General features: G+C 59.7%; 11 protein-coding genes. 7 read left to right on the forward strand and 4 right to left on the reverse strand.

From position 1 onward, the window contains the following. Positions 1-50: 50 nt before the first annotated feature. The 4 genes from U9O48_RS10840 to paaZ form a co-directional block, all read right to left on the reverse strand. Positions 51-1,157, reverse strand: a complete 1,107-nt coding sequence (locus U9O48_RS10840; RefSeq protein ID WP_324724295.1) for a GGDEF domain-containing protein — start codon at positions 1,155-1,157, stop codon at positions 51-53. Between the two features lie 57 nt (positions 1,158-1,214). Next, complete coding sequence (locus U9O48_RS10845) at positions 1,215-3,191, reverse strand: alkyl/aryl-sulfatase (protein ID WP_285150423.1); 1,977 nt, start codon at positions 3,189-3,191, stop codon at positions 1,215-1,217. 174 nt (positions 3,192-3,365) lie between these two features. Then, positions 3,366-5,639, reverse strand: a complete 2,274-nt coding sequence (tynA, locus tag U9O48_RS10850; RefSeq protein WP_324724298.1) for a primary-amine oxidase — start codon at positions 5,637-5,639, stop codon at positions 3,366-3,368. A gap of 149 nt (positions 5,640-5,788) precedes the next feature. Beyond that, positions 5,789-7,834, reverse strand: coding sequence for a phenylacetic acid degradation bifunctional protein PaaZ (paaZ, locus tag U9O48_RS10855; protein ID WP_324724299.1), 2,046 nt, complete (start codon positions 7,832-7,834; stop codon positions 5,789-5,791). Between the two features lie 285 nt (positions 7,835-8,119). Between paaZ and paaA the strand changes: the two genes are divergently transcribed. From paaA to paaG, 7 genes are read left to right on the forward strand one after another with little or no spacing between them, the layout of a single operon-like run. Continuing rightward, positions 8,120-9,049, forward strand: a complete 930-nt coding sequence (paaA, locus tag U9O48_RS10860; protein ID WP_324724300.1) for a 1,2-phenylacetyl-CoA epoxidase subunit PaaA — start codon at positions 8,120-8,122, stop codon at positions 9,047-9,049. A 12-nt stretch (positions 9,050-9,061) separates the two neighbouring features. Continuing rightward, complete coding sequence (paaB, locus tag U9O48_RS10865; RefSeq protein ID WP_282493153.1) at positions 9,062-9,349, forward strand: 1,2-phenylacetyl-CoA epoxidase subunit PaaB; 288 nt, start codon at positions 9,062-9,064, stop codon at positions 9,347-9,349. Positions 9,350-9,357: 8 nt separating this feature from the next. Next, positions 9,358-10,104, forward strand: coding sequence for a 1,2-phenylacetyl-CoA epoxidase subunit PaaC (gene paaC, locus U9O48_RS10870; RefSeq protein WP_285144557.1), 747 nt, complete (start codon positions 9,358-9,360; stop codon positions 10,102-10,104). Positions 10,105-10,116: 12 nt separating this feature from the next. Next, a complete protein-coding gene (gene paaD / locus U9O48_RS10875) occupies positions 10,117-10,614 on the forward strand; it encodes a 1,2-phenylacetyl-CoA epoxidase subunit PaaD (protein WP_324724302.1) in 498 nt (165 codons plus the stop codon). A 7-nt stretch (positions 10,615-10,621) separates the two neighbouring features. After that, complete coding sequence (paaE, locus tag U9O48_RS10880) at positions 10,622-11,692, forward strand: 1,2-phenylacetyl-CoA epoxidase subunit PaaE (protein WP_324724304.1); 1,071 nt, start codon at positions 10,622-10,624, stop codon at positions 11,690-11,692. After that, a complete protein-coding gene (gene paaF / locus U9O48_RS10885; RefSeq protein WP_285150429.1) occupies positions 11,689-12,456 on the forward strand; it encodes a 2,3-dehydroadipyl-CoA hydratase PaaF in 768 nt (255 codons plus the stop codon). The genes paaE and paaF overlap by 4 nt, the downstream gene beginning before the upstream one ends. Continuing rightward, positions 12,456-13,244, forward strand: a complete 789-nt coding sequence (gene paaG, locus U9O48_RS10890) for a 2-(1,2-epoxy-1,2-dihydrophenyl)acetyl-CoA isomerase PaaG (RefSeq protein WP_324724395.1) — start codon at positions 12,456-12,458, stop codon at positions 13,242-13,244. Before paaF ends, paaG begins: the two co-directional genes overlap by 1 nt. Position 13,245 lies beyond the last annotated feature (1 nt).

Consider the following 13,245-nt stretch of genomic DNA (forward strand, 5'->3'; position numbering starts at 1 on the left):
ATGCCGCTTTTGTAGGTCGGGTAAGGCGAAGCCGCCACCCGACATAACCTTCAACGTGACCAACGATTGCGCCCACCTTCCTTCGCCCGATACAACGCCGCATCCGCCTGGGCCACCGTCTCGTCGGCGGTCAAACCCGGTGCCATTCCGGCAATCCCCATGCTCGCGGTGACATACTCGCTCACTTTCGACGCCTTATGCGCTATCGCCGCCTGACGTAAATTCTCCTGAATGCGCTGCGCCACCTGTTCTGACGCATTGGGCGGGCAATCGAAGAGGATCAATAAAAACTCCTCGCCGCCGTAGCGTGACACCACATCTTCCGGCGTGCGAACCGAGGCTTTCAGCGCCTGCGCGACCCGCACCAGACACTCATCGCCCGCCTGATGCCCGTAGGCGTCGTTGTAAAGCTTGAAATAATCCACATCCAGCATCAGAAGCGAGAAGGATTTCCCCTGATTCACGGCGCTCTCCAGCACGTTTTCCATCTCCCGCCGGTTGGCGGTTTCGGTCAGCGGGTCCTGATGTGCCAGGGCGTCGAGACGGGCGATCAGCAGTTGGTTTTGCTGGTTACGCTGCCAGGCTTCGTCGAACCAGCGCAGGAGAATAAAACGCCCGCAGACAAGGATCAGCGTAAAGACAATCCACACCGCCGCAAAACGCATGTTCAACCCGTGATTGAGCACCACGCTGGCGACCGGCAGGGTAAACCACAGGGGGAGCACGCAGGCGAGCAGTCCCACGGGATAGAAATAGAGCGCGGTGACGGCGGTCAGCAGCAGAATGGTGCACAGAGGCCAGGCGTGGGGAAGCTGCCAGTCCACGATAAACCAGTAGCAGCACAGGGCCCACAGCAGCCCCGAGGTGAACAGCACCAGGCTAATCCCGGTGATATGCCGCCAGCTCATGACAATCAGCGCCGCCGACAGGGCGATCACCCCGAGCATCGCCGCATCGACCAGGGATGAAATCGGCTGCCCGGTGACGTGGGCGGGGTCGAAATTGTGCACCAGCGTGTTACGCAGCAAAATCATCAGCGCAAAGCTGACGTGCACAAACGCCAGCCACGGCAAGTTGATGGTCAAACCGCGCGAGACCATCGCCTGGCGGGTCGGCCATGAGGTCAGTACAGAAGAGAGAGGGTGACGTTTTTCCATACATTCACTGTGTCAGATGAAGAAAAGCGGCAGGCGAGCAGCTCGTCTGCCGTAAAGTTACGGTGTCACAATATTGAACCAGAATTCAAACTTATCCATATAGCCCAGCATCTGATCGAGTTTAGCGCCGTCGCCGGTCACTTTCACGTCGCCGCTGTCCTGCGCCTGTTTCAGCGTCACTTCTTTGAGGATGATTTTATTCAGCGTGTCGCGGTTGAGGGAAATCGTGGTGTCCGCGTCTTTGGCTTCGGCATTGGCCGTGTGGTTGAGCACGCCGTTTTCCAGCTCGAGCTTATATTTTCCGCCGTCGCTGCCGAGATCGATGTTAAACACCGACTTCGCATCCCCGGCTTTTTCCCCGTTGATATGCACCGCCAGATAGTCGAAGAACATTTCTGGCGTCATGGCGCGCACGGTATCCGGGCTGGCGGTGTTCGGGGTTGGCAGTTTTTGCACGCCGTTACGCAGCTCCTGCGCGCCAGTCAGGTAGAAGTTACGCCACGGGCCAGATTCAGCCTGATAGCCGAGCTGTTCCAGCGCGTCAGCTTCCAGATTGCGCGCCGCCTGGTTATTCGGATCGGCAAACACCACTTTGCTCACCACCTGCGCCACCCAGCGATAGTTCCCCTGGTCAAAATCGGTTTTGGCCTTCTGCAAAATCGCATCGGCACCGCCCATATACTCGACAAATTTCTTCGCGCCTTCTTCCGGCGGCAGTTCGTCGAGCGTTGCCGGGTTGCCGTCAAACCAGCCGAGATAGAGCACGTAGGTGGCTTTCACGTCGTGGCTCACCGAGCCGTAATAGCCGCGGTTTGCCCAGGTGTGGGCCAGGGAATCCGGGAGCTTGAAGTTGGCGGCGATTTCGTCGCGCGTCAGCCCCTCGTTGGCCATGCGCAGGGTCTGGTCGTTGATGTAACGATAGAGGTCACGCTGGCTTTTCAGCAGCTTGACCACGTTGTCATTCCCCCACGTCGGCCAGTGGTGCTGGGCCATGATGATCTCGGCCTTATCACCCCAGCGCACAATCGCCTCGTTGATGTATTTCGACCACGGCAGCGGCTCGCGGATTTTGGCCCCGCGCAGGGAGTAGGTGTTGTGCAGGGTGTGGGTCACATCCTCAGCGGATTCGATCAGTTTTTTCTCTTCGATATACCACAGCATTTCCGACGGCGCTTCCGATCCCGGCGCCAGCATGAAGTCATAGGTCAGGCCGTCGATCACCTCTTTCTGGCCGTCTTTCTCAATGATATTGGTCGGCGCGATCAGCGTGACGTTCCCGGCAGAGGTGGTGGTTCCCAGCCCCGCGCCGACCTGACCTTTCGGATCCGGTTTCAGCAGATTGCCGTACATATAGCTGGCGCGGCGGCTCATCACGTTCCCGGCCATAATATTTTCCGCCACTGCGGCTTCCATAAACCCGGCGGGAGCATAAATTTTCACTTTCCCGGCTTTGACGTCGGCTTCATCAACGACGCCGCGCACGCCGCCGTAGTGGTCAACGTGACTGTGGGTATAAATCACCGCCACCACCGGTTTTTGGCCGCGATTTTTAAAATAGAGATCCATCCCGACTTTCGCTGTTTCAGCAGAGACCAGCGGATCGACAACGGTGACGCCTTCTTTACCCTCGATAATGGTCATGTTCGACAGGTCAAGGTTGCGGATCTGATACACACCGTCGGTGACTTCGAAGAGACCGCTGATATTAATCAGCTGCGCCTGACGCCATAAGCTCGGGTTGACGGTATCCGGCGCTTTGTCACCCTCTTTGATAAAGGCGTACTGCTGCGGATTCCAGACCACGTTCCCTTGTTCCCCTTTAATCACGTCCTGAGGAATGGGGGCGATAAAGCCTTTATGCGCATCGGTAAAATCAGTGTTGTCGTTAAACGGGAGCTGGCTGTAGAGTGCGTTATTAGCCTGTTGGGTGGAGGCAGTGGCGTCCTTAGGCGCTTCTGCCGCCAGGGCGTTCGGGCTGAAGGAAATAAACAGTCCCGCCAGCGCGAGGCTGGTGGCTATGGCGTTCAATCTCATTCTAAAACCTCTCAGAAGTAAGTACGACGTTGCGTGTGAAACTTCGTGTCCTGGCTGAAAAACGGTTCAAGAGATGAAAATAAAGCGGGGAGGCATGACTAACTATAATCGGGCTAACTCATTCGGCAAGTGGATGAAATAAAACAGGCCGGGGAGTGCCCGGCCTGCATCTGCTTACTTCTCGTCCTTCTTCTTGCCAAGCGTTGGCGTCTCGTCGAAGAAGTTCCACGGCTTGAGCAGGGTATGCACCCACTCGGTTGGCATAATCGGCCACTCCTCGGCGCGCGCCACGTGGGTGGTGCCGGTGGTCATCCACACCACATCATCCTGATTATCAATCGATTCGTTATCCTTACTGTACTTGCCCAGACCGCTGTCGTGAATCGACCGGTTCGGGAATTTCCCTTCCGGGTAGAGTTCGTTCGGATGGTAGCGCGTCACCCACAGCTGCTTATCCATAAAGCTCAGACGGTGGTAAATCCACTCGTCCGGGGCGAATTTCGCGCCGGTCGCCACAGGATGAGTGCCGCCCGCGTAAGGGATAATCTGGTACGACACCGGGTTGCCCATGCGGTTCTCTTTGCTGGTGTTGCTCAGCAGACGAATGGTGCCTGGGTCAAACTTCTGCGCGGCCTGCTGTTCCGTATCAATGTTGTACTGATTGATCTGCATGGTACTGGTGCGCGGGCCACCGGCGGTGTTGGGTTTCACTTCCGGGTCCATCGCCACCAGACGGTTGTTGGTGCCATCCACGTCCATATCGAGACGGAAGTTGTAGATGTGCTGATGGGTGGTCCCGACGATGTTGTGGTCGATCAGGGTACCGTATTTGGTGTCATCTTTGGCGCTCGGGTCGTGCATGGTTTTGGCCTGCACGCCTTTCACCGCTTCGATGCCGGTTGCCCCTGCATCGATACCGATGGTGCCGTTTTCGTGGAAGATCCAGTCAAAGATGTAGTCGTAGTTACCCACAGTGCTGATCCAGCGCACCACCAGTTCGCGGCGCTCGGCGCTGACGTTCGGCTGGCCCATCTCCTGATGCTTATATTCCGGCCCGGCGTAGCGTTCAAAGACGGCAATCGCGCGCGGGATCTCCATCGGCGCACCGGTGTAATCCGGAATGGTTGCGTTGAGCATCACCGCGTTCGACGGCGCATCTTTGCCGCGCACCAGCGGAGAGGTCAGGGTACCCATGCCGTAATCGCCGGAATCAAGATAGGCTTTAAAGTACCAGCCGACATCCGGGTCGCCGTACGGCACAATCATCCCGCCGAGCGATCCCTGATACATTACCTGGCGTTTTTTGCCGTTGTCGTTGTAGGTCACGGTGGAGATGATCGGTCCGACGCGGGAGTCGAGGCTCAGGTGAAAGTCCCAGTTCTGCCAGTGGATCATGTCCCCGGTGATAGTGTAGTTCTTGCCTTCCGGCTCGACGATCTCCAGCGGTTTTTTCACCGGCGCGATGCGGTCGCGGCCATCATAAGGGCGGGCGAGCATCGGCACCGGCACCACCGGACCTTCCTCAATTTTGAGGATTTTTTTCTGCTCAAGATCGACGACCGCCACCAGATTTTCAATCGGGTGCGCCCAGTAGTTGCCGTCGCCGGTGTCGAGATAGCTGACCACTTTCAGCAGGCGGTCTTCCTGTTTCAGGCCGTCTTTGCCGTCAAAATAGCCGACGGTTAGCGGGGTGCCGATCACTTTCTTCGGATCGGTCACGCCGTGCTTTTTCAGCGCTTCGGCGTATTCCGGGCTGGCCATAATAATCTGCTGCACGGAGGTGAAATCATCCAGCAGCACCATGCCGTGAGCATCGTTGACCGGCGTCCAGCTCACGACTTTTTTGTCCTTCAGATCCACCACGCTTTCAATCACATGTTTGCCGTCGAGCATGGTGACGTTCGCCTGGCGCGGAGCGTCAACCGCCGTGCCGTTCAGCACGAAATCCCACACTTTGGCTTTGTCCGGCTCGGCCAGCGCGATCTGGGTGAAACGGGTATTGGGTTTGAAATCCGCCGAGGTTTTGACGATCTCGACGGCCTGTTTAATTTCGTCTGCGGTCAACGCGTTCAGCGGGTGTGGGCGCTTCTCCACCTGGAAGGTCTGATCAAGCCCCGACTGGAAGACATCGTTGATGAAGGTCTCGGAGATAAAGGCTTTTTTTCCTTTCATCACTACCGGCACCTGCAGTGTGAGCGGCTTGCCGTTGACGATGGCGGTTTTAGCGCCCGGTTTAACCTTCACAAAAGCGCCGTCTTTGCTGAGGGTGAACATCTGGGCGTAATCATCCCACTGCACATCGGCGCCAAACTCGGCCAGGGTTTTGTCCATTGGGACCATATGCGCTTCGCCGCCGTGGGCGAAAACCGGTGACTGCCAGGAGCATAACAACGCGACTGCCATGGCCAGTGCCGTTTTACGGGCAGAAAAAGAAGAAGGGCTTCCCATCGTTGACCTCATCATTATTGTGTTATTAGTGTTGTGCAGCTTTATCCTGGCAGGAGCGGGCGCAAACTGTTTGCCTGCACCTGCCAGGTTATTTGTCACTCTTGCCAAATTAAAAACCGGGAAGGGACCTTCCCGGTAAAAAGAACGGATCAGTCGGTGAAATCGCCCTGCTGGCGAGCGACGAGCGTCAGAATGGAGTACAGCGCGACAGGCTGCTGGTGCTGGTTGAACACTTCAACCGCCCATTCCACCACGCCGGTCGGTTTCTCTTCTGCCGTGCGCTGTTTCTTGAGGGTTTTGCGCTTGCAGGTCAGACGCACCTGGATGGTATCGCCCGGTTTCACCGGCTCGATAAAGCGCAGGTTCTCCATGCCGTAGTTGGCAATCACCGGCCCGACGCCCGCGTCAACAAACAGACCCGCCGCCGCCGAAATCACAAAGTAACCGTGAACCACGCGCTCGCCGAAGATCGACTCCGCCGCGCCAATTTTGTCCATGTGGGCGTAGAAATGATCCCCGCTCAGGCAGGCAAAATTGACGATATCCGTTTCGGTCAGGGTGCGACGCGGGGTCAACAGGCTGTCGCCAGGCTGCAACTCTTCGAAGTATTTGCGGAACGGATGCACGCGGTCTTCCTGCACCTGCGCGCCGCGCACCCACTGCTGGCTGATGGCGGCCAGCATCGACGGGCTGCCCTGAATGGCGGTGCGTTGCAGATAGTGTTTCACCGCGCGCAGACCGCCCAGCTCTTCGCCGCCGCCCGCACGACCCGGACCGCCGTGAACCAGCTGCGGCAGCGGGGAGCCGTGGCCGGTGGACTCTTTCGCCGACTCTTGGTTGAGGATCTGAATACGCCCGTGCGCCCGCGCCGCGCCGGAAATAAACTGCCGGGCGATGCGCGAATCTGCCGTCACCAGGGTTCCCGCCAGGCTGCCTTCACCGGCGCGCGCCAGGGTCATGGCGTGTTCCGCGCCGCGATAGGGCATTAGCGTCGCGACCGGGCCGAAGGCTTCGGTGGCGTGAACGGCAGGGGACTCGTCCGGCTGCGGGCAGAACAGCAGCGTCGGCGGGAAGAACGCGCCTGCGGCCTGCATGTCGGCTTTGCCGCCGAGGCGAATCTGACAGCCAGCCGCGACCAACAGATCCACTTTCTCCTGCACGTCGGCACGCTGTTCGGCGTTCACCAGCGCGCCCATTTTGACGCCTTCCTGCGCCGGATCGCCGACCACCACTTTCTCAAGACGCGCGATCAGCGCCTGGCTGACGGCCTCAATCTGCCCCTGTGGGACGATGATGCGGCGGATGGCCGTACATTTTTGCCCGGCTTTGGCGGTTATCTCACGCACCACTTCGCGGATAAACAGCGCGAATTCTGGCTGCTCCGGCGTGACGTCTTCGCCCAGCACGCAGCAGTTCAGGGAGTCCGCTTCCATAGTGAACGGAATGGATTTGCCAACGATATTCGGGTGCACGCGCAGCATCTGGCCGGTGGAGGCGGAGCCGGTAAAGGTCACCACGTCCTGACTGTCCAGATGGTTGAGCAGATCGCCCGCACCGCCGCAGATCAGGCTGATCGCGCCCTCCGGCACCAGGCCGCTGTCGACGATGGATTTCACCATCGCCTGCGTCACCTGCGCCGTGGCGGTCGCCGGTTTGATAATGGCAGGCATCCCGGCAAGCCAGGTCGGGGCCAGTTTCTCCAGCATCCCCCAGCACGGGAAGTTGAAAGCGTTGATATGCACCGCCACGCCGGATTTCGAGGTCAGCACGTGGCGCGCGGCAAATCCGCCTTCCTTCGACAGGGGGATCAGCTCGTCTTCCGGCCACAGGGTGTCGTCCGGCAGCTCGCGGCTACCGAGGCTGGCGTAGGTAAACAGGGTGCCGATCCCGCCTTCGATATCCACCCAGCTGTCCGCGCGGGTCGCGCCGGTCTCAGCCGACAGGGCGTAAAACTGCTCTTTCTGGCTCAGCAGATGTTTCGCGACCGCTTTCAGCATCGCCGCGCGTTCGATAAAGGTCATGGCGTGAAGTGATTCACCCCCGCGCTCGATGGCGAAGCGACGCGCCGCCGCCATATCCAGACCTTCGCTTGTGACTTCCCACAGGGCTTCGCCGCTGATGGCGTGATGAATGTGGCGCTCACGGCCCCGGCCAGACTGCCAGGTGCCGGACAAGAAGCTGGCTAACTGCTGCATCTCTCTTCTCCAAATGTTACGTAATTTCACTATAGATAGTTTGATTATGAATCATAAAAAGCAAGCGATGTTTTAATGATTTGTTAACAATGTGATCTTGCCGGATGAATCCTCAGGCGAACAGCGCCCGCCGTCAGCGGCCTGATGCAAAAGCCTTGCGAGCGACATCACAAAATAGACAAACACTCCTTGGGGTTATATTTAACCTTTGTGTAACTTTTAAGAAACGAAGTGATTCATCATTAAACGATGATTAACGATTTAACGAATCATAAAGGTGACGACGTGACGGAAGAACAACGCTTTGAGCAGCGCATCGCACAGGAGACAGCCATCGAGCCGCAAGACTGGATGCCGGACGCCTACCGCAAAACCCTGATCCGCCAGATTGGTCAGCATGCGCACTCCGAAATTGTCGGCATGCTCCCGGAAGGCAACTGGATCACCCGCGCACCCACCCTGCGCCGCAAAGCGATTTTGCTGGCGAAAGTGCAGGACGAGGCGGGGCACGGGCTGTATCTCTACAGCGCGGCGGAAACCCTGGGCTGCGCGCGGGAAGACATCTACCAGAAGATGCTCGACGGCAAGATGAAATACTCCTCGATCTTCAACTACCCGACCCTGAGCTGGGCTGACATCGGCGTGATTGGCTGGCTGGTAGACGGCGCGGCCATCGTTAACCAGGTGGCCCTGTGCCGCACCTCTTACGGGCCGTATGCCCGCGCGATGGTGAAAATCTGTAAAGAAGAGAGCTTCCATCAGCGCCAGGGTTTTGAAGCCTGCATGGCGCTGGCGCAGGGGAGCGAATCCCAGCGCCAGATGTTGCAGGACGCCATCAACCGTTTCTGGTGGCCGGCGCTGATGATGTTCGGCCCGAACGACGACAACTCCCCGAACAGCGCCCGCAGCCTGGCGTGGAAAATCAAACGCTTTGGCAATGACGAACTGCGCCAGCGCTTCGTCGACAACACCGTCTCGCAAGTCGAAATGCTGGGCATGACCGTCCCGGATGCGGATCTGCGCTTCGACGAAGAGAGCGGTCACTACCGCTTCGGCGAAATCGACTGGCAGGAATTTGAAGAAGTAATTAACGGACGCGGGGTGTGCAACCACGAACGCCTCGCCGCAAAAAACAGAGCCTGGGAAGAAGGGGCGTGGGTGCGCGAAGCCGCACTGGCGCACGCAGAAAAACAACACGCCCGCACCGCCGCGTAAGAGGAATTCAAGATGAGCAATGTCTACTGGCCGTTATATGAAGTGTTTGTCCGCAGCAAACAGGGGTTATCCCACCGTCACGTCGGCAGCCTGCACGCCGCCGACGACCGCATGGCGTTGGAAAACGCGCGCGATGCCTACACCCGCCGCAGCGAAGGCTGCTCGATTTGGGTGGTGAAAGCGAGCGAAATCGTCGCCTCGCAGCCGGAAGATCGCGGCGAGTTTTTCGACCCGGCGGAGAGCAAGGTCTACCGCCACCCGACGTTCTACACCATCCCTGATGGCATCGAGCACATGTGAGGATGGCGATGAAACCGACTACCCAATATGCCCTGCGTCTGGGCGATAACTGTCTGGTCCTGTCTCAGCGCCTCGGCGCGTGGTGCGGCCATGCGCCGGAACTGGAGATCGACCTGGCGCTGGCCAATATCGGCCTCGATCTGCTCGGCCAGGCGCGCAATTTCTTAACCTACGCCGCCGAGCTGGAAGGTCAGGGCGACGAAGACACGCTGGCCTTTGGCCGCGATGAGCGCCAGTTCAGCAATCTGCTGCTGGTAGAACAGCCGAACGGCAACTTCGCCGACACCCTGGTGCGACAGTATTTCATCGACGCCTGGCACGTGGCGCTCTTTACCCGTCTGACTCAAAGCCGCGACGCGCAAATTGCGGCGATTGCCGCGAAAGCGATCAAAGAGGCGCGCTACCACCTGCGCTTTAGCCGCGGCTGGCTGGAGCGTCTGGGCAACGGCACCGAGGTTTCCGCACAGAAAATGCAGCAGGCGATTGATTCCCTGTGGCGCTTCACCGCCGAACTGTTCGAGGCCGACGCGCTGGAACAACAGCTGATCGCCGAAGGTATCGCCGTTGACCCGCGCGAGCTGCGCGCCGAGTGGGAAGCGGAAGTGTTTGCCGGTTTCGAACAGGCCTGCCTGAGCGTTCCGCAAGAAGCGGCGTACCGCACCGGCGGCAAAAAAGGGCTGCACACCGAACATCTGGGACCGATGCTGGCGGAGATGCAGTATCTCCAGCGCATGTATCCGGGCCAGCAGTGGTAAGAGGAGGTCCCTATGCAACGTCTCGCTGACATCGCCCCGGCGGAAATCCCGCAAATCTGGTCCCTGTTAAGCCAGATCCAAGACCCGGAAGTGCCGGTGCTCACCATCACCGATTTAGGCATGGTGCGCAGCGTTTCGGCGCAGGCGGGCGGCTGGGTGATTGGTTTCACGCCGACGTACTCCGGCTGCCCGGCGACGGAGCATCTGCTGGGTGCCATTCGCGAGACGATGACTGCCCACGGGTTTACCCCGGTGCATATCGTCCTCCAGCTCGACCCGGCCTGGACCACCGACTGGATGACCGACGACGCCCGCGCGCGGCTGCGTGAATACGGCATCAGCCCGCCGGTCGGCCACAGCTGTCACGCCCACGCGCCTGCCGAAGTGACCTGCCCGCGCTGCGCGAGCACCAGCACGTCGGTTATCAGTGAATTTGGTTCGACGGCCTGCAAAGCGCTCTATCGCTGCAACGCCTGCCGTGAACCTTTCGACTATTTCAAATGTATCTGAGGTTGCCATGACAACGTTTCATTCCTTAACGGTGGCAAAAGTGGAACCCGAAACCCGCGATGCGGTGACCATCACTTTCGCGATCCCACAGACTTTGCAGGACGCCTACCGTTTCCGCCCTGGCCAGCATCTGACGCTCAAGGCGCGGCTGGCGGGGGAAGAGTTACGCCGCTGCTATTCGATTTGCCGAAGCGTGACGCCGGACGAAATCAGCGTGGCGGTAAAAGCCATCGACGGCGGGCGTTTCTCACGCTATGCCCGGGATGAGATCAAACAGGGCATGGCGCTGGAAGTGATGGTCCCGCAGGGCCACTTCGGCTATCAGCCGCAGGCCGAGCGCGCCGGGCGCTATCTGGCGATCGCTGCCGGGTCCGGCATTACGCCGATGCTGGCGATTGTCTCCAGTACGCTGCTGGTCGAGCCGCAGAGCCACTTCACCCTGATCTACGGCAACCGCAGCAGCCAGAGCATGATGTTCCGCCAGGCCCTGACGGATCTAAAAGATAAATACCCGCAGCGCCTGCAGCTGGTGAATATTTTCAGCCAGGAGACCCTCGACAGTGAGCTGCTGCACGGGCGTATCGACGGCGAAAAACTGCATCAGATGGGGAAAACCCTGATCGATTTCAGCCTGTTCGACGAAGCCTTTATCTGCGGCCCGTCGGCGATGATGGACGACGCCGAGCTGGCGCTGAAAGCGCTGGGGATGCCGGAGAAAACCATTCATCTGGAGCGCTTTAACACGCCGGGTAGCGCCGTGAAACGCGCCTCGACGGTGCAGGCTCAGGGGCAAAAAGTCACCGTGCGTCAGGACGGGCGCGATCGCGAAATCACGCTCACCGCCGACGACGAAAGCATTCTCGACGCGGCTCTGCGTCAGGGCGCGGATCTGCCGTATGCCTGCAAGGGCGGCGTGTGCGCCACCTGCAAATGCAAGGTGCTGCGCGGGAAAGTAGATATGGCGACCAACTACAGCCTCGAGCCGGACGAACTGGCCGCGGGATACGTGTTGAGCTGTCAGGCGCTCCCGCTGACCGCCGACGTGGTGGTCGATTTTGACGCGAAGGGGATGGCATGAGCGAGCTGATTGTCACCCGTCATGGCCGCGTGCTGCTCCTGACGCTCAATCGTTCGGCGGCGCGCAATGCCCTTAACAACGCGCTGCTCTCAGGCATCGCGGATGAGCTGGAAAGCGCGGCGCAGGACGGCGAAATCTCCGCCTGCGTAATTTACGGCAACGAGCGCTGCTTCGCTGCCGGAGCCGATCTCAACGAGATGGCGGAGAAAGATCTGCCCGCCACTCTGAACGATGTTCGCCCGCAGCTCTGGGCGCGCATCAACAACTTCAACAAGCCGCTGATCGCCGCCGTGAACGGCTATGCGCTCGGCGCTGGCTGCGAGCTGGCGCTGCTGTGCGACGTGGTGATCGCAGGCGATAACGCCCGTTTCGGTCTGCCGGAAATTACGCTCGGCATCATGCCGGGGGCGGGCGGGACCCAGCGTTTGATCCGCTGCGTCGGGAAATCTCTCGCCAGCAAAATGGTGCTGACGGGCGAAAGCATTACCGCCCAGCAGGCGCAGGCGGCGGGGCTGGTGAGCGACGTGTTCCCGTCGGCGCTGGTGCTGGAATATGCCCTGAAACAGGCCGCGCTGATGGCGCGCCACTCGCCGCTGGCACTGCAGGCCGCGAAACAGGCGCTGCGCCAGTCGCAGGAAGTGCCATTGCAGGCCGGGCTGGCGCAGGAGCGCCAGCTGTTTACGCTGCTCTCTGCCACGGAAGATCGCCGGGAAGGCATCGCCGCTTTCTTACAAAAACGCACCCCCGACTTTAAAGGACGCTAATTGTGGAATTTATTCTGAGTCATGTTGAGCAGGGCGTGATGACCATTACCCTGAACCGCCCGGAGCGTCTGAACAGCTTTAACGATGTGATGCACCAGCAGCTTGCCGAATGCCTGAAACAGGCTGAGCGGGACGACACCATCCGCTGTCTGCTGATCACCGGGGCCGGGCGCGGGTTCTGCGCCGGGCAGGATCTGAACGACCGTAACGTTGACCCGAACGGCCCTGCGCCGGATCTGGGCTACTCCGTGGAAACCTTCTACAACCCGCTGGTGCGTCGTCTGGCGAAACTACCGAAACCGGTGATTGCCGCCGTCAACGGCGTGGCCGCCGGAGCCGGCGCGACGCTGGCGCTGGGCTGCGACATGGTGATCGCCGCCCGTTCGGTGAACTTTATGATGGCCTTTAGCAAGCTGGGTCTGGTGCCTGACTGCGGCGGCACCTGGCTGCTGCCGCGCGTCGCCGGACGGGCGCGGGCGATGGGGCTGGCGCTGCTCGGCGATAAACTCAGCGCCGAACAGGCCCACGCCTGGGGGATGATCTGGCAGGTGGTCGATGGCGAAGAGCTCTCCGCCACGGCGCAGAAACTGGCGACCCATTTTGCCTCTCAGCCGACCTTTGGTCTGGGTCTGATTAAGCAGGCGATGAACGCCGCTGAAACCAATACGCTGGACGAGCAGCTCGATCTGGAGCGCGATTACCAGCGCATGGCCGGTCGCAGCGACGACTACCGCGAGGGCGTCAGCGCGTTCCTCGCCAAACGCACGCCGAACTTCACGGGGAAATAAG

Source organism: Lelliottia sp. JS-SCA-14 (assembly GCF_035593345.1).
Taxonomy (GTDB): Bacteria; Pseudomonadota; Gammaproteobacteria; order Enterobacterales; family Enterobacteriaceae; genus Enterobacter; species Enterobacter wanjuensis.